Genomic DNA, 16,411 nt, shown 5'->3' with positions numbered 1-16,411 from the left:
ACTCCCGGAGCCGGCGGAATTGATCGAGGAGCGGGCGTCACCGGGGGCGTGACGGGCCTTGTGGGACAAGCGGTGTGCCCCGCGGGCGCCTGGTACAGGACAAAGCCTCCGGGGTGACTGTGTTTTTACCGTGCGGGGCACCAAGATTCGCCTACGCGCGGTAAGTTTCTGGCCATGCCACGTGGACGCCACCGCCATTCCCCGCCCTTGCACAGGGTGCTGCCTCCTTCGGCGATCGCCGGCGTGTCGCTCGTCTGCGCCGTAGGGCCCTGGCTGTTCACGGATGCGTTCGCGCTCCGTGTCCTGGCCGCGGCTGCCGCGGTGACGGCGGTCGCCGGCGCGGTCGTCATGCGCCGCTGGGACACCTCGGCGGGCAAACGCGTCGCCGACCTCACGCGCGCGCGTGCCAGCGACGAGTGGCGTCACGAGGAGCGCGTCGCCGAACTGGAGACCGACCTCGACGAGTCGCGCGAGCTGCGCGTCAAGCTGGAGCAGAAGCTGCGCGCCAAGCGCACCGAGCTGGCCGGCCTGCGCAATGAACACGCGGCACTGCTGCGGCGGTACGCCACGGCCGAGACGGAGCGGGCGACCGCTCTGGAGGGGCGTCGGCAGCTCGCCATAGAGGCGGCGGTGCCGGCACGCGCCCTGCCTGCCGCGAGGACGGCCCCGGACTCGGTGGAGACGCCGGATTCACCCGACGCGCCGGATTCGCCGGACGTGACGGACTCCACCGATGCGACGGACTCCACCGATGCGCCGGATTCGCCGGACGTGACGGACCCCACCGACGCGCCGGATTCGCCGGACGCGCCCGAGGCGGTCGAGACGTCCGAGGAACCTGACGGGCCGGAACAGTCCGGAGAGCCGGGGGAGCCCGAAGGCGTGGTCTCCGCGTCCGGGAGCGGGATGGATGCCATCGAGGCCTTCATGGCGCCCGACGACGACACGGCTCCCCTGGACGCGGACGCGGTGGCGGACTCGGAGGTGCCGGTGGAGGCCGGCCCCGAGACCGACGAGTCTCCCGAGGTCTTCTCTCCGGCCGGATCGTCGCTCTTCCTGCGGGCCGGAGCGGCGTTGAGCCGGACAGCGGGCAGTGCTCAGGACACGGAAGGCACGAAGGCGGAAGGCGTCGGGGCCGGGGCGGTCTCGACGTCCGTCGCCCTGGCGCTGCGGGACTCGCACCCCGATGCGGATCCCGCTTCCGACGGCGCGGTTCCGGCCGCCGCCCCCGACGCCGACTCGGCGACGGCCGAGTCCCCGAACACCGTGCCCGCCCGCGGCGAGTCCGCGCTGGACGCGGCCGTCAAGAGGGACGCGGCGGCGAAGAAGCGCGCGGCGACACAGAAGAGCGAGGTCGCGACGAGGGGCGAGGTCGCGACGAAGGGCGTGGTCGCGAAGAGGGAACTGGTCGCGGCGAAGGACTCGGCCGCGAACGGCGAGGCCCCGCAGGGCGCTCCGGCCATCGAGGCGGGTCCGTCCTCGGACTCCGTCGCGGAGGCGGGTGGGGCGCAGGGGAAGCCCGAGGCGGTCGGCGAGCATCAGCGCGCGGCCGCCGAGGCCAAGCCGTCGCAGCCCGCACCGTCCTCGCCCTCGGCGACGTCCCCCCAGGCCGAGGCGGCACAGCCCGCCCGGGCGGCGCATCCCGTCAAGCCTCCCCGGCGGTCAGGACACTTCACCGTGCCGACGGCGGTCGCCGTCGTCCCGCACACGGCGCCGGTGCGACGCCCCTCGGTCGAGGGCGGGTTCGACTTCTTCGGTACGCAGAAGGAGGCGTCGGACGCCGCCGCGATGGAGGCCGTACAGAACGAGGACCTGGCCGATGTGGTCGGTCAGGAGGCGCTCGCTCTGCACAAGGCCGAGGCCGAGTCCGGGTTCAAGCCCGCGAGCGAGGCTTCGCGCGACGCCGGCCGTCAGGTCATCGACCTGACCGCGCACGACGAGACCGAGCACATCAACATGACGGACCTGCGGAGCGCGGTTTCCTGAACCGCCCACCCGCCCACCCGCCCACCCGCCTGCCTGCCGAACCGGCGTAGCGGGGTGAGGGCAGTGGCGCGACGCCACTGCCCTCACCCCGTTTCAAGGGGGCACACCCGCCGCGCCCGTGGGCCCGGCCTCGGTCCGTCCTCCGCTCGGGCCGTACACCTGTCGGTCCGCCTCGGCGCGAACGCGACGCCCGTGCGGGCGCTCAGGCCATCCACCGGTCCGGCCGGGCTTCCCGCCGTCCCGTGCGGGACCGGTCCGCCTGGGCCTGGAGAAGCTCCCTCGCCTCCGCGGCGTTCCGTAGCCGCGCCGTCACCGTCTTGCCGGCGCCGGCGTCGATGTGGACGTCGGCGAGCCCCTTGAAGCGCTCCCACGGCCCCTGTGTCAGCCGTACGCTCTGCGCCTTCGCGTGCGGGACGAGGGAGAGGCTGCGCCGCAGCAGCCCGTGGCGGGCCGCGAACACGGTGTCGGTGACGGCGAGTCCGTACCCGCGCCACCAGAACGGCACGCACCAGCCGGCCCGCCGCGGCGGCCGGTCCAGGGACGCCGGGACGGTCACCCCGGGCAGCACCGCCGCGATCACCGCCTCGGCGACCTCGCGCGGAGCGACGGGTACGAGGACCGAGTTCGACGACCCGGCCACGTCCAGCTCGACACGCACCCACCTGCCCCGCCACAGCAGGGGTTCGACGATGCGTACGGTCTGCACGCGTCCGGGAGGAACCGTCTCGTGGGTACGGTCCAGGAGCCCGTGGTCGATGCGGAGTCCGTCGGGCGACTCGCCCACCGTCCAGTCGTACTCGGCGACGAACCGTCCCACGCTGCTGGCGCCCGCGGCGCCGAGCAGCGGCAGTCCGGTCGCGAGGACCGTCCACGCGCTGTGCGTGGCGAGCCACAGCAGTGTCGGGACGACGAGCGCGGCGACGAGGGAACCCCAGGTGGCGCCGGTGAGCAGCAGCGAGGCGACCAGGACGCCGGGCGGGACGTGCAGCAGCCGGTGGACCGGAGCCTCGCCGACCTCGCGGGCGGACTCGGGAGCGAACCCGGCGGCGCGGGCGAGGAGTTCGGCGCGCAGCAGCCGGGCCTCTCCCTCGCCCAGATACGCCAGTTCGTCCTTCTTGTCCGTCCCGACGACGTCGAGTTTGAGTTTGGCGACGCCCGCGACGCGGGCCAGCAGCGGCTGGGTGATGTCGACGGCCTGGAGCCGTTCGAGCCGGATGTGCGCGGTGCGGCGGAACAACAGGCCGGTGCGGATGCGCAGTTCGGTGTCGGTCACCGCGAAGTGGGTGAACCACCAGCTCATGAAGCCGTAGAGGGCGGCGCCCGGGACGATCACGGCGAGTCCGAGGAGCAGTGCGGTCGTGGTGAGTCCGGTCAGCTGCTTCTGTGCCTGGTCGGGGTCGTGGACGGCCCAGCCGGCGAGTACGGCGAAGGGCGCCCAGGCCCGCCGGAACGGCGTCGCGGGGTGCAACCGCCGCTCGTACAGCGGCTTTTCCGCTACGGAGTCGGCGTCGCCCGGCAGGACCGGCGTACCGGAAGGGCCGCCGGGCACGGCGGAGGTGTGCCCGGCGGGGTCCGGGGTGTCCGTGCTCACAGTCCCGCCGATCGTGCCTCGCCCAGTTCGGTCAGCCGGTCCCGCAACCGCTCGGCCTCGGCCGGGTCGAGACCCGGGATGCGCGCGTCGGTCGCCGCGGCGGCGGTGTGCAGCTGCACACCGGCGAGCCCGAAGTGGCGTTCGAGGGGCCCGGAGGTCACCTCGACCAGCTGCATGCGCCCGTACGGCACCACGGTCTCCTCACGCCACAGCACACCCCGGCTGATCAGCAGGTCGTCCGCGCGTTCGGCGTACTTCCAGGAGCGCCAGTTGCGCCCCAGCATGCGCCAGCCCCACGCGATGAGGGCGAGCGGCAGCAGGGCGAAGGCCGCCCAGCCCGGACCGGCGAACAGGGCGAGGAGCAGTCCGACGGTGACCGCCATGAGTCCCAGCCACACCACCAGCAACAGTCGTCGCATCCGCAGCAGCCCCGGAGGCAGCCCGGTCCACACCGGCTCCGGCGTCATCGCGCTCTCGTCGGTCCGCGTGCTCCCCGTCTCCATGGTGCAAGCGTACGTACGACAGACTGTGTCCATGACTCCTACGACGGAGACCACGGTCGGAATCGGCGGAGCTGCCGAGAGCACCGACATGGTGCTCAACATCGGCCCCCAGCACCCCTCGACCCATGGCGTGCTGCGTCTGCGGCTCGTACTCGACGGCGAGCGCATCCAGCACGCGGAGCCGGTCATCGGCTATATGCACCGCGGCGCGGAAAAGCTCTTCGAGGCGCGCGACTACCGCCAGATCATCATGCTCGCCAACCGCCACGACTGGCTGTCCGCCTTCTCGAACGAGCTGGGTGTCGTCCTGGCCGTGGAGCGGATGCTCGGTATGGAGGTACCCGCGCGCGCGGTGTGGACGCGCACGCTCCTCGCGGAGCTCAACCGCGTCCTCAACCACCTGATGTTCCTCGGCTCCTACCCCCTGGAGCTGGGCGGGATCACCCCGATCTTCTACGCCTTCACGGAGCGCGAGGAACTCCAGCACGTCATGGAGGAGATCTCCGGCGGGCGCATGCACTACATGTTCAACCGGGTCGGTGGCCTCAAGGAGGACCTTCCGGCCGGATGGGCATCGCGCGCGCGTGCCTGCGTCGCCGCGCTGCGCTCGCGAATGGGCGTGTACGACGACCTGGTGCTCGGCAACGAGATCTTCCGGGGGCGCACGCGCGGTGTGGGCGTCCTCACTCCGCAGGCCGTGCACGCGTACGGCGTGAGCGGCCCCATCGCGCGTGCCTCCGGCGTCGACTTCGACCTGCGCCGGGACGAGCCGTACCTCGCGTACGGCGAACTCCAGGACACACTGAAGGTCGTCACGCGCCAGGAGGGCGACTGTCTGGCCCGCTTCGAATGTCTCCTGGAACAGACGCACGTCTCCCTGGACCTCGCGGACGCCTGTCTCGACCGGCTCGCCGAGCTGCCGCCCGGCCCGATCAACCAGCGCCTGCCGAAGGTCCTGAAGGCGCCCGAGGGGCACACGTACGCCTGGACCGAGAACCCTCTCGGCATCAACGGCTACTACCTCGTCAGCAAGGGCGAGAAGACCCCGTACCGGCTGAAGCTGCGCTCCGCCTCGTTCAACAACATCCAGGCGCTCACCGAACTGCTGCCCGGGACGCTGGTCGCGGACATGGTGGCGATCCTGGGGTCACTCTTCTTCGTGGTCGGGGACATCGACAAGTAGGGCATCGCGCAGGAGGTCGTTCTCGGCGTCCGGGCTGTCCGCGGCGGCCGGGGTGTCCCGGAGCCCGTCGGGGAAGCCGATGGGCTGGAGCAGCCAGCCGAAGCCGCCCAGCCCGCCCGGCGCGGTGAGCTCCGCCGCCGCGCCGGCGCCCGCGAGGGCGCGCACATAGGCGGCCGGATCCGTGGACGCCAGCGTGAGCGGGGGACGTGCGCCGCTCACGCCCAGCGCGCGCAGTGCCGCGCGCTGGGTCACCACGCGCCCCCCGGGGAGCGCGCACGCGTCGAGCGCCACATGAGCGGTGATGTCGCACGACCCGTCCGGCACCGGCGCCGTCTCGCGGCCCTCCCGGAAACCGGTGAGCGTCCCGAAGGGCGGCCGTCCGCCCGCGAAGTGCGCGTAGTCGACGGCGACGGCGAGGCCCCGGTCGAGCGCCGACACGGCGGAGGCCCAGGCGAGGTCCCGGGGAAGCCCGATCTCGGCACGGGAGCCCTCGGCGGGCACGAGGGGCTCTTCGGCGGACGTGTGCGCCCCCTGTGGAAGGCGTGCTCCTTGTGGGAGCGTGCGGTCCGGCCGTGCTCCCGGTGCGGGCGTGCGGGCGAGCCGCGCGCCGGCCGGCGGCCACCACCAGTTCCGCAGCCACCGTGCGTCCGCCCCGGTGACGGCCTCACCGAGACGTTCGGCCCCGTCGCCGCGTACGAGGACCAGCCGCGGAACGCCGTCCGGGCCCACCTCGGCGACGTCCACGGGCACGTTGTCCAGCCACTCGTTGGCGAAGAGCAGCCCGGTGATCCCCTTCGGGGGTTCGGCGAGCCACGTGATCCGCCGGTCGAGGCCGGCCGGCCGGTCGGCCCGCTCGACCGCGTAGCCGCGCGCGCGGGAGGCCACGTCGGCGGGAAGGGCGGCGAGAACACCGGTCACCAGCTCGCCGCGGCCGGCCGCCATGTCGACGAAGGCCAGGGTGTCCGGGTGGCCGAGCGCCGCGTCGAGGCGGCACAGCAGCCGTGCCACGGCGCCCGCGAACAGCGGGGACGCGTGCACCGAGGTCCGGAAGTGTCCGGCCGGTCCCTCGGACCTGCGATAGAAGCCGGAGGGGCCGTACAGCGCCTCTTCCGTCGCCTCGCGCCACCCACGCCACTCGCCCTTCGCCGCACGTCTCACGGGGTCAGGCTAAGCGTCCCGGAGCGGGGGGCCTCCACCTTGGGGAGTACGAGGGGCGGTCCCGGATCGATCCTCCGGTTGACCCCTGCACACTGCAGGCTTCCCTACTCTGGGTTACGTGCAGCGCCTCTATGACTTTCTCCGCAGGTACCCGACGTGGGTCGACAGCTTCTGGGCCGTCGCCCTGTTCGGGATCTCCTGCGTGAGCATCACGAATGTCAACGGCGCCGGGGACCAGCAGGGGTCGTCACTCGCCCCGGCGCTCCCGATCGCGGTCGTACTGAGCACGGTCGTCGCGCTGCGCCGCCGCATGCCCGAGAAGATGCTGGTCCTGGCCGTGGCGGCAGGCCTCGCCCAGCTGGTCCTGGACGTCCCGTCGGCGCCCGAGGACTTCGCGATGCTGGTGATCATCTACACCGTCGCCGCGGACGGCGCCCGCTGGGCCTCCCGGTTCGCGCTGATCGGCGGCCTGTGCGCGGGAACGCTCTCACAGCTCCGCTGGCCCGCGACCGAGGCCGGCGGTCTCGGCGGCGTCCTCATAGCGATCTTCCAGACCGTTCCGTTCGCGCTCGCCTGGGTGCTCGGCGACTCGATCCGAACCCGCCGCGCCTACCTCGCGCAGCTGGAGGAGCGCGCCGCCCGGCTGGAGAAGGAGCGCGAGGCGCAGGCCAAGGTGGCGGTCGCCGCCGAGCGCGCCCGGATCGCCCGCGAGCTGCACGACGTCGTCGCGCACAACGTCTCGGTCATGGTGGTTCAGGCCGACGGCGCCGCGTACGTCATGGACACCGCCCCGGACCAGGCCAGGAAGGCGCTGGAGACCATCTCGGGGACCGGCCGGCAGGCCCTCGCCGAGATGCGCCGCCTGCTGGGCGTCCTGCGCACCGGCGAGCACCAGGAAGGCGGCGAGTACGTGCCGCAGCCCGACGTCGAGCAGCTCGACGACCTCATCGAGCAGTGCCGCACCTCCGGCCTCCCCGTCGACTTCAAGGTGGAGGGCACCCCGCGCCCGCTGCCCAGCGGAGTGGAACTCACGGCGTACCGCATCGTGCAGGAGGCGCTCACCAACACCCGCAAGCACGGAGGCCCGAACGCTGGTGCGAGCGTCCGCCTGGTCTACTTCGACGACGGCCTCGGCCTGCTCGTCGAGGACGACGGCAAGGGCGCGCCCCACGAGCTGTACGAGGAGGGCGGCGCCGACGGGCAGGGCCACGGTCTGATCGGTATGCGGGAGCGCGTCGGCATGGTCGGCGGCACCCTCGACGCGGGGCCGCGGCCCGGCGGAGGCTTCCGCATCAGCGCCCTGCTGCCGCTCAAAGCGGCCCACTGACACCTGTACACCCCTGATCCCCTACGAATGATTCCGTACGAAATGATCCGATCCCTGCGATCCGTACGGATGATCCCTACGAAGTGAAAGGACCCCGATGGCGATCCGCGTGATGCTCGTCGACGACCAGGTGCTGCTGCGCACCGGCTTCCGGATGGTGCTCGCCGCCCAGCCGGACATGGAGGTCGTGGCCGAGGCGGGCGACGGCGTCGAGGCCCTGCAGGTACTGAGCGCCACCGAGGTCGACGTGGTGCTGATGGACGTACGCATGCCGAAGCTGGACGGCGTGGAGACCACCCGCCGCATCTGCTCGGACCCGAACCCGCCGAAGGTGCTGATCCTCACCACCTTCGACCTCGACGAGTACGCCTTCTCCGGGCTGAAGGCGGGTGCCTCCGGCTTCATGCTCAAGGACGTGCCCCCGGGCGAGCTGCTCGCGGCCATCAGGTCCGTGCACAGCGGCGACGCCGTGGTCGCGCCGTCCACCACCCGGCGCCTGCTCGACAGGTTCGCGCCGCTGCTACCCAACGCCGGCAAGGAGCCCCAGCACAAGGGGCTGGAGCGGCTCACCGAGCGCGAGCGCGAGGTCATGATCCTTGTCGCGCAGGGCCTGTCCAACGGGGAGATCGCGGCTCGCCTCGTCCTCTCCGAGGCCACCGTGAAGACCCACGTCGGGCGCATTCTCACCAAGCTGGGCCTGCGTGACCGGGTCCAGGTGGTCGTGCTCGCCTACGAGACGGGGCTCGTCCGGGCGGGCGGGCACGGCTGACGCACTCCGGCGCACGGCTGACATCCGGGGCGGGGCGTGACCGGGATGCGGACAGCCCTCAGCGCAGGATGCCCTCCAGGAAATCGCTGCCCAGCCGCGCCACCACACCGACGTCCAGCTGGTGCAGCACATACCGGCCGCGGCGCCGCGTGGTGATCAGACCCGCCTTCTTGAGCACGCCCAGGTGCCGGGATATCTCCGGTGCGGTCATGCCGTGCACCTGTGCCAGCTCGCCGGTGGTGTAGGCGCTGCGCGCCAGATGGCGGCAGATCCGCATCCGGACCGGGTGGGACAGGGCGGTCATCCGCAGGGTGAGCTGCTCCACGGAGGGCGGGGCGGCGAGCTCGGGGGAGCTGACGGGGTAGTGCAGCACCGGCGTCCAGCGGTACCGGTGCAGCACCATCAGGTGCGGGCGGCCGAGGCTGGTGGGGACGAGGAGCAGGCCGCCGTCGGCCGTGACCGTGCTTCCCTCGGTCAGCTTGTCGACGGTGATGATCCGCGCCTTCTCGTCCAGGGACAGGGCGGAGGAGACGGAGGCCAGCGCCTCGGACAGGCCCTTGTGCCGGAGCAGATCCGTCTTGTGGCGGGCCTCCGCGGCCAGCGGGTGGCGCAGCCGGGACCAGGTCTCGGCGAAGAAGGCCTCGTCGCAGTCCTCCAGGAACTGCCGCAGCCAGGCCCGCACGCCCGGCGGGTCCGTCAGCAGCCGCTCGGTGAACCGGGTCTGCTGCGGCCCGCGCGAAGCGGCCAGGTCCACGGCGCGCCGCCGCACCTCGGGGTCGGAGAGGGCGTGCGGCCCCTCGGAGCCGTAGGCCAGCGCGCAGGTGAACTCCAGAGCCGCGTCCACGAACTGCTCGTCCGTGAGCTTGTCCAGCAGGTCCAGGTCCTCGGCGAGCGTCGCGCCCGGCAGGCAGGCCCCGCCCGGGACGCCCGCGCACGGCAGGAACAGGTCCGAGAACGTCGTACGCCACAGGAAGTCCGCCTCGCACATCCGGTCCGCGAGGTGGGGGTCGAGCCGGGCGGTCACCCCCGTCACCCAGCCCTGCAGCCCGGGGTGGTGGCCCGGCTCCGCGAGCGCGTGCAGCGCCATCCCCAGCTCGGCCAGCGGCGACGGCACGACGGCGATCCGCTCCGGCCTCAGCCCGCCGATGTCGATGTGCACGCTCATGTCCCCATGGTGCACCTCGCCACCGACAACGGCCGCCGTCGATTGACGGCGGCCGTCAATCGGAGCGACAGCCGTGGTGATCAGGTGCAACCTGGGACGAACCGGGGCGGTCCGCGCGGGGCCTCGGATCCCATCCCTCGTCCCGAGAGGCGATCGGTCATGAGCATCACGCAGCAGTACCTCCTGGACACCTACCGGGCCTCGCAGCACGGGGAAGCGGCACCTCCGGCACCCGGCAGCCATGACTGGGAGGTCGCGCGGGAGCTGCGCGAGTACCGGCGGTTCCGGGCCGTCGTGGCCGGGCACCCGGCCCACGGCCGGATACGCGGCGCTCTCACCCGGTGGCTGCACGGACAGCACCGGCACCCGGCCGGCTGACCTCCGCGGCCGCCCCCGATCGCCCTCGATCGCCCTCGGTCTCCCCCCTCGGTCTCCCCTGGCGGGCCCGGCGGGCTCCGCGGGCCGTGCAGCAGCCGCGCCGTCGTCCCGGGTGCGCCGCCGCGCCGTGCCGAGCGGGTGTGCCGCCGCGCCGTGCCCGGCGTGTGTGCCGTCGTGACGATCCCGCCCCCGTACCGCTCCGACGAGCCGTCCGGTGACCCCGTGCTACTCGGTGACCCCGCGCTGTCCGGTGATCCCGCCCGGCAGCCGCTCCACGAACGTCCGGACCGCCGCCCTGACGTCGTCCGCCGTCCACTCCAGACCCGGCCCGGCCACCGTGACCTCGGTGTACGAGAGTCCGGGCCCGCCCCGGTTCCAGCCCTGGGCGAAGAGGCCCGTCCCCGTCTCCTCGACGTGGAGCAGTGCCGCGTCCCCGAGGACGTCCGGCTCGTACGGCAGCCAGACCTGGAACTGGTGGGTGTGCGGCTCCTCCGGGTGGACGCGGACCCAGGGGACCCCGCTCTCGGTGAAGCCCTCGCGCAGGGCACCGGCCACCACGCGCGCGTGGGCGACGTATTCCGGCAGCCGGGGCAGTTCGCGCTCCAGGCCGATCAGTGCCGACAGGACGGTCGGGAACTGCTGGATGATCATGCCGCCGTACCGGTGCCGCCAGGTCTTGGCCTCGTCCACGAGTGTCTTCGGCCCCGCGACGGCGGCACCGCCGAAGCCGCCGAGCGACTTGTAGAACGACACGTACACGCTGTCCGCCAGGCCCGCGATCTCGCTCAGGGGGCGGTCGAAGTGCGGGGTGCACTCCCACAGCCTGGCCCCGTCGAAGTGGACCACCGCGTCGCGCTCCCGGGCGGCCCCCACGACCTCGGTCAGCTCCTCCCAGGAGGGCAGGACGAAACCGGCGTCCCTGAGCGGCAGCTCCAGCAGCAGCGCTCCGAACGGCTCGGGGAAGTCCCGTACCTCCTCGGCGGTCGGCATCCGGGGCTCGTTCGTCAGACGGACCGGGCGCAGACCGCTGACCTGGCTGAACGCCTGCCGTTCATGGACTTCGGGGTGATTGAGGGGGTGCAGTGCCACGGTCGCGTCGCCGGTCCGGCCCGCCCAGCAGCGCAGGGCGACCTGCTGGGCCATGGTCCCGGTCGGGAAGAAGGCCGCCGCCTCCATGCCCAGCAGCGCGGCGACCCGCTCCTCCAGAACCTCGACGAGGCCGTCGCCGTACATGTCGACCCGCCCGTCGAGGTCGCACACCTCGCCCGCGGCCTCGCTCAGCCAGGCAAGGCGCTCGCGGAGCGTCTGCTGGTGGCCGGGCCGCCACAGCACCCGCCCGGCCGCCTTCCAGGCGGCGACGCGCCGCTCGAACCGTTCCGCGGAAGACATCGCCGCCGTCTTCTCCCCGGCCTGCTCCGCAGGCTCCGTCCCGCTCCGTGCCGCCGTATCGCTCATCCAAGGATGATGTCCCGATCACGCCCGGCCGGTCACCCGAATTCCCGCGCGCCGGTGACCTGCGGAAATCCCGTTCACACGGTCGGCGCACGTGCTTTTCCCGAGGCTCGCGGAAACCCACAGCCTGTGGACGGCCGAACTGCCCTCGAACCAATCGCGTTAACATGACGAGAAATCGTCCGGTACCCCGAGCGGACTGGAACGGAAGGCCGCCGTCGAGTGAGTACGTTTCCCCAGCCAGAGCCCAAGGACCGCCCCGCGCGGCTGACCGTCGGCGTCGTCGGCGCCGGCCGTGTCGGACCCGCGCTCGCCGCGGCACTCCAGCTCGCCGGTCACCGCCCGGTGGCCGTCTCCGGCGTCTCCGACGCCTCCAGGCGGCGGGCCGCGCAGCTCCTGCCCGACGTGCCGCTGGTGTCCCCGGCGCAGGTCCTGGAGCGCTCCGAGCTCGTGCTGCTGACCGTTCCCGACGACGCCCTCCCCGGGCTCGTCGAAGGGCTCGCCGAGACGGGCGCCGTCCGCCCCGGGCAGCTGCTGGTGCACACCTCCGGACGGTACGGCGCGCGGGTGCTCGACCCGGCCCTCAGGGCGGGCGCGCTGCCGCTCGCCCTGCATCCCGCGATGACGTTCACGGGCACCCCCGTGGACGTCCAGCGGCTCGCCGGATGCTCCTTCGGGGTCACCGCTCCCGAGCAGCTGCGGATGGCGGCCGAGGCCCTGGTGATCGAGATGGGCGGCGAGCCCGAGTGGATCGCCGAGGAGTCCCGGCCGCTCTACCACGCGGCCCTCGCGCTCGGCGCCAACCACCTGGTCACCCTGGTCGCCGAGTCGATGGAACTGCTGCGCACCGCCGGTGTGGAGGCCCCCGACCGGATGCTCGGCCCGCTGCTCGGCGCCGCTCTGGACAACGCGCTCAGGTCCGGCGACGCGGCCCTCACCGGACCCGTCGCGCGCGGGGACGCGGGCACGGTCGCCGCGCACGTCGCCGAGCTGCGCGAGCACGCCCCGGGGACCGTCGCCGGCTACCTGGCGATGGCCCGCGCGACCGCCGACCGCGCGCTCGCCCACGGACTGCTCAAGCCGGAACTCGCCGAGGACCTCCTGGGGGTACTCGCCGACGGGGCGGACGGGACCCAGGGAACCGAGGGAGACGCCCGATGACCACCGCCCTGCTGCGTACCGCCGACGAACTGCACGCGCGTGCCCGCACGGGTCGCCGAGCCGTCGTGATGACCATGGGCGCCCTCCACGAGGGCCACGCCACCTTGATCCGTACCGCGCGCGAGGCCGCGGGCGACGCGGGCGAAGTGGTCGTGACCGTCTTCGTGAACCCCCTCCAGTTCGGCCGGGGCGAGGACCTCGACCGCTACCCGCGCACCCTCGACGCCGACCTGAAGATCGCCGAACAGGCGGGCGCGGACGTGGTGTTCGCCCCCTCCGTGGACGAGGTCTACCCCGGCGGCGAGCCCCAGGTCCGGATCTCCGCGGGCCCGATGGGCGAGCGCCTGGAAGGCTCCGTGCGGCCCGGCCACTTCGACGGCATGCTCACCGTCGTCGCCAAGCTGCTGCACCTCACCCGGCCCGACGTGGCGCTGTTCGGCCAGAAGGACGCCCAGCAGCTGGCCCTGATCCGGCGCATGGCCCGCGACCTGAACTTCGGCGTGGAGATCGCCGGTGTCCCCACCGTGCGCGAGGAGGACGGACTCGCCCTCTCCAGCCGCAACCGCTACCTCTCGGCGGAGGAGCGGCGCACCGCGCTCGCCCTCTCGCAGGCCCTGTTCGCGGGCCGCGACCGGCACGCCGCCCAGGAGGCGCTGCGCGCGCGGGCCCTCGAAGTGCCCGCCACGCGCGCGCGTGCCGAGGCCCTGAGCGCCATAGGCGAGTCGCGGGCCGCGGCCGACGCGCACGCCGTCGCGAAGGCCGTCCCCGGCTGGCCCGGCGGCGTCCGCTCGGCGGCCCGGCTCGTCCTGGAGGAGGCGGCCCGCCTGAAGCCGCCGCTGGTCCTGGACTATCTCGCTCTCGTCGACCCCGACGACTTCACGGAGATCCCGGACGACTTCACCGGCGAGGCGGTCCTCGCCGTCGCCGCCCGGGTCGGGACGACCCGGCTGATCGACAACATCCCCCTCACCTTCGGAGCCGCCTCGTGACCGGCAATGGCACAGGTTCAGACACAGCCAAGGGCACCGGCATACGACTGCACGCGCCCGCCCCCGGCTGGTCCCTCACCGCGGACGTCGTGATCGTCGGATCCGGCGTCGCCGGTCTCACCGCGGCCCTGCGCTGCGAGGCGGCCGGGCTGAGGACCGTCGTCGTCACCAAGGCACGGCTGGACGACGGCTCCACGCGCTGGGCGCAGGGCGGCGTCGCCGCCGCCCTCGGTGACGGCGACACCCCCGAGCAGCACCTCGACGACACCCTGGTCGCGGGCGCGGGCCTGTGCGACGAGGAGGCCGTACGCATCCTCGTCACCGAGGGCCCCGACGCGGTCCGCCGGCTCATCGCGACCGGCGCGCACTTCGACGAGTCCTCCGAGGGCGGACTCGAACTCACCCGCGAGGGCGGCCACCACCGCCGCCGCATCGTGCACGCCGGTGGCGACGCGACCGGCGCCGAGATCTCCCGGGCCCTCGTCGAGGCGGTCCGCGCGCGGGGCCTGCGCACGGTCGAGAACGCGCTCGTCCTCGACCTCCTCACGGACGCCGAGGGCCGCACCGCGGGCGTGACCCTGCACGTCATGGGAGAGGGCCAGCACGACGGTGTGGGCGCCGTGCACGCCCCCGCCGTGGTCCTCGCGACCGGCGGCATGGGCCAGGTCTACTCCGCGACCACCAACCCGTCCGTCTCCACGGGCGACGGCGTGGCCCTCGCCCTGCGCGCGGGCGCCGAGATCTCCGACCTCGAGTTCGTGCAGTTCCACCCGACCGTGCTGTTCCTCGGACCGGACGCGGAGGGCCAGCAGCCGCTGGTCTCCGAGGCGGTACGCGGCGAGGGCGCCCACCTGGTCGACGGTGACGGCGTGCGCTTCATGGTGGGCCAGCACGAACTGGCCGAACTGGCGCCCCGGGACATCGTCGCCAAGGGCATCACGCGCCGGATGCAGGAGCAGGACGCCGAGCACATGTTCCTCGACGCCCGGCACTTCGGCGCCGACATGTGGGAGCACCGCTTCCCCACGATCCTGGCCGCCTGCCGCGCCAACGGCATCGACCCGGTGACCGAGCCCGTCCCGGTCGCCCCGGCAGCGCACTACGCCTCCGGCGGCGTACGGACCGACGCCCGGGGCCGCACCACGGTCCCCGGCCTGTACGCGTGCGGCGAGGTCGCCTGCACGGGCGTCCACGGCGCCAACCGGCTCGCCTCCAACTCGCTCCTCGAAGGCCTGGTCTACGCCGAGCGGATCGCCGCCGACATCGCGGCGAGCCACGCCGAGGACGGTCTCCACGCGCGTGTGCCCGAACCCGTCCCGCACCCCGAGAAGCCCGCGCACCCGCTGCTCGCCCCCGAGGACCGGTTCGCGATCCAGCGGATCATGACCCTGGGCGCCGGTGTGCTGCGTTCCGCCGAGTCCCTCGCGACCGCGGCCGGCCGGCTCCAGCGGCTGCACACCGACGCGCGGGACGCCCTCGACGAGAACGGCAAGACCTCCGAGCCCGGCGTCGACACCTGGGAGGCCACCAACCTGCTGTGCGTGGCCCGCGTCCTGGTCGCCGCCGCCCTCCAGCGCGAGGAGACCCGGGGCTGCCACTGGCGCGAGGACCACGCCGACCGGGACGACGCCCAGTGGCGCCGCCACATCGTCGTACGGCTGAATCCCGACCGGACGCTCGCGGTCCGGACCACCGATACCGCAGACTTCCCCCCGACATCCCGGCAGCCCCACGCGGCGCCCCAGTCCCGTCCCCAGGAGCAGTGACCGAAGTGAGCACCCACGACCTTCCCCTCGCCCAGAGCGGCGGCTGCGGCGACGGCTGCGGCTGCGGCGCCGACACGGACGAGGCCTACATGGAGTGCGGCCTCGACCCCGCGCTCGCCCAGCTCCTCGCCGACGCCGGTCTCGACCCCCTGGAGGTCGAGGACATCGCGAACGTGGCGATCCAGGAGGACCTCGACCACGGCGTGGACGTGACGACGGTCGCGACCATCCCCGAGGACGCCGTCTCCACGGGCGACTTCACCGCCCGGGACGCGGGCGTCGTCGCGGGCCTGCGGGTCGCCGAGGCCGTCATCTCGGTGATCTGCACCGACGAGTTCGAGGTCGAGCGGCACGTCGAGGACGGCGACCGCGTCGAGGCCGGCCAGAAGCTGCTGACCGTCACCACGCGCACCCGCGACCTGCTGACGGCCGAACGCAGCGCCCTGAACCTCCTGTGCCGCCTGTCCGGCATCGCGACCGCCACGCGTGCGTGGGCGGACGCCCTGGAGGGCACCAAGGCCCGGGTGCGGGACACCCGCAAGACGACGCCGGGCCTGCGCTCCCTGGAGAAGTTCGCGGTGCGCTGCGGCGGCGGCGTCAACCACCGCATGTCGCTCGCCGACGCCGCGCTGGTCAAGGACAACCACGTGGTCGCCGCGGGCGGCGTGGCCGAGGCGTTCAAGGCCGTACGGGAGATGTTCCCGGAGGTCCCGGTCGAGGTCGAGGTCGACACCCTGCACCAGCTGCGCGAGGTCGTGGACGCGGGCGCCGACCTGATCCTGCTGGACAACTTCACGCCCCTGGAGTGCGAGGAGGCGGTGGGCGTCGTCGAGGGCCGGGCCCTCCTGGAGGCGTCCGGGCGGCTCACCCTCGACAACGCCGCCGCGTACGCGCGCACCGGCGTCGACTTCCTGGCCGTGGGCGCGCTCACGCACTCCTCCCCGATCCTCGACATCGGTCTCGACCTGCGAGCGGCGGAGTAA

The 16,411-nt window shown here is 73.3% G+C and carries 14 protein-coding genes; 9 read left to right on the top strand and 5 right to left on the bottom strand.

All coding sequences use genetic code 11. The features are described 5' to 3' along the window. The first annotated feature begins 174 nt into the window (after positions 1–174). Positions 175–1,986 (top strand): hypothetical protein, encoded by a 1,812-nt coding sequence (locus ACFYW8_RS30050; protein ID WP_389083590.1) that lies wholly within the window; start codon positions 175–177, stop codon positions 1,984–1,986. Between the two features lie 202 nt (positions 1,987–2,188). Here ACFYW8_RS30050 and ACFYW8_RS30045 read toward each other — a convergent pair whose 3' ends face one another. Beyond that, positions 2,189–3,505: a PH domain-containing protein gene (locus tag ACFYW8_RS30045; RefSeq protein ID WP_389083916.1), complete on the bottom strand. Its 1,317-nt coding sequence runs from the start codon at positions 3,503–3,505 to the stop codon at positions 2,189–2,191. A 68-nt stretch (positions 3,506–3,573) separates the two neighbouring features. Beyond that, the gene (locus tag ACFYW8_RS30040; protein ID WP_389083587.1) at positions 3,574–4,080 is read right to left on the bottom strand and encodes a PH domain-containing protein; all 507 of its coding nucleotides are present in this window, start codon (positions 4,078–4,080) and stop codon (positions 3,574–3,576) included. A 31-nt stretch (positions 4,081–4,111) separates the two neighbouring features. Here ACFYW8_RS30040 and ACFYW8_RS30035 point away from each other — a divergent pair, with 31 nt between their 5' ends. Next, entirely contained in the window at positions 4,112–5,263 is a 1,152-nt protein-coding gene (locus ACFYW8_RS30035; protein WP_365881324.1) for an NADH-quinone oxidoreductase subunit D, read from the top strand. Here ACFYW8_RS30035 and ACFYW8_RS30030 read toward each other — a convergent pair. Next, a complete protein-coding gene (locus ACFYW8_RS30030; protein ID WP_389083580.1) occupies positions 5,228–6,421 on the bottom strand; it encodes an SAM-dependent methyltransferase in 1,194 nt (397 codons plus the stop codon). The genes ACFYW8_RS30035 and ACFYW8_RS30030 overlap by 36 nt on opposite strands. Before the next feature lie 118 nt (positions 6,422–6,539). Between ACFYW8_RS30030 and ACFYW8_RS30025 the strand changes: the two genes are divergently transcribed. Then, on the top strand, positions 6,540–7,748 hold the full coding sequence (locus tag ACFYW8_RS30025; RefSeq protein ID WP_389083575.1) for a sensor histidine kinase: 1,209 nt from the start codon (positions 6,540–6,542) through the stop codon (positions 7,746–7,748). A gap of 97 nt (positions 7,749–7,845) precedes the next feature. Continuing rightward, positions 7,846–8,517 (top strand): response regulator, encoded by a 672-nt coding sequence (locus ACFYW8_RS30020; protein ID WP_389083571.1) that lies wholly within the window; start codon positions 7,846–7,848, stop codon positions 8,515–8,517. A gap of 58 nt (positions 8,518–8,575) precedes the next feature. On the opposite strand, the gene ACFYW8_RS30015 is transcribed toward ACFYW8_RS30020, so the two are convergent. Further along, entirely contained in the window at positions 8,576–9,682 is a 1,107-nt protein-coding gene (locus tag ACFYW8_RS30015) for a DUF5937 family protein (RefSeq protein WP_389083568.1), read from the bottom strand. A 159-nt stretch (positions 9,683–9,841) separates the two neighbouring features. Between ACFYW8_RS30015 and ACFYW8_RS30010 the strand changes: the two genes are divergently transcribed. Further along, on the top strand, positions 9,842–10,060 hold the full coding sequence (locus tag ACFYW8_RS30010) for a hypothetical protein (protein ID WP_365881314.1): 219 nt from the start codon (positions 9,842–9,844) through the stop codon (positions 10,058–10,060). Between the two features lie 225 nt (positions 10,061–10,285). Here ACFYW8_RS30010 and ACFYW8_RS30005 read toward each other — a convergent pair whose 3' ends face one another. Beyond that, a complete protein-coding gene (locus ACFYW8_RS30005; RefSeq protein ID WP_389083561.1) occupies positions 10,286–11,515 on the bottom strand; it encodes a threonine aldolase family protein in 1,230 nt (409 codons plus the stop codon). A gap of 219 nt (positions 11,516–11,734) precedes the next feature. On the opposite strand from ACFYW8_RS30005, the gene ACFYW8_RS30000 reads away from it, so the two are divergent. The 4 genes from ACFYW8_RS30000 to nadC are packed head-to-tail and all read left to right on the top strand — an operon-like array spanning position 11,735 to position 16,411. After that, the gene (locus ACFYW8_RS30000) at positions 11,735–12,673 is read left to right on the top strand and encodes a Rossmann-like and DUF2520 domain-containing protein (RefSeq protein WP_389083557.1); all 939 of its coding nucleotides are present in this window, start codon (positions 11,735–11,737) and stop codon (positions 12,671–12,673) included. Continuing rightward, a complete protein-coding gene (gene panC / locus ACFYW8_RS29995; RefSeq protein WP_389083554.1) occupies positions 12,670–13,662 on the top strand; it encodes a pantoate--beta-alanine ligase in 993 nt (330 codons plus the stop codon). The genes ACFYW8_RS30000 and panC overlap by 4 nt, the downstream gene beginning before the upstream one ends. After that, positions 13,659–15,428 (top strand): L-aspartate oxidase, encoded by a 1,770-nt coding sequence (locus tag ACFYW8_RS29990; RefSeq protein WP_389083551.1) that lies wholly within the window; start codon positions 13,659–13,661, stop codon positions 15,426–15,428. Before panC ends, ACFYW8_RS29990 begins: the two co-directional genes overlap by 4 nt. A 5-nt stretch (positions 15,429–15,433) precedes the next feature. Continuing rightward, entirely contained in the window at positions 15,434–16,411 is a 978-nt protein-coding gene (gene nadC, locus ACFYW8_RS29985) for a carboxylating nicotinate-nucleotide diphosphorylase (protein WP_389083548.1), read from the top strand.

The sequence above is a fragment of the Streptomyces sp. NPDC002742 genome, from assembly GCF_042888885.1.
In the GTDB taxonomy this organism is placed as follows: Bacteria; Actinomycetota; Actinomycetes; order Streptomycetales; family Streptomycetaceae; genus Streptomyces.
The sequence above is the reverse complement of the archived record's forward strand: the minus strand, read 5'-3'. Positions and strand labels throughout refer to the sequence as shown.

Coding starts and splice junctions, on each gene's coding strand:
- ACFYW8_RS30050 (WP_389083590.1), top strand. CDS start 175: ATGCCACGTGGACGCCACCGCCATTCCCCGCCCTTGCACAGGGTGCTG.
- ACFYW8_RS30040 (WP_389083587.1), bottom strand. CDS start 4,080: ATGGAGACGGGGAGCACGCGGACCGACGAGAGCGCGATGACGCCGGAG.
- ACFYW8_RS30035 (WP_365881324.1), top strand. CDS start 4,112: ATGACTCCTACGACGGAGACCACGGTCGGAATCGGCGGAGCTGCCGAG.
- ACFYW8_RS30020 (WP_389083571.1), top strand. CDS start 7,846: ATGGCGATCCGCGTGATGCTCGTCGACGACCAGGTGCTGCTGCGCACC.
- ACFYW8_RS30015 (WP_389083568.1), bottom strand. CDS start 9,682: ATGAGCGTGCACATCGACATCGGCGGGCTGAGGCCGGAGCGGATCGCC.
- ACFYW8_RS30010 (WP_365881314.1), top strand. CDS start 9,842: ATGAGCATCACGCAGCAGTACCTCCTGGACACCTACCGGGCCTCGCAG.
- ACFYW8_RS30005 (WP_389083561.1), bottom strand. CDS start 11,515: ATGAGCGATACGGCGGCACGGAGCGGGACGGAGCCTGCGGAGCAGGCC.
- panC (WP_389083554.1), top strand. CDS start 12,670: ATGACCACCGCCCTGCTGCGTACCGCCGACGAACTGCACGCGCGTGCC.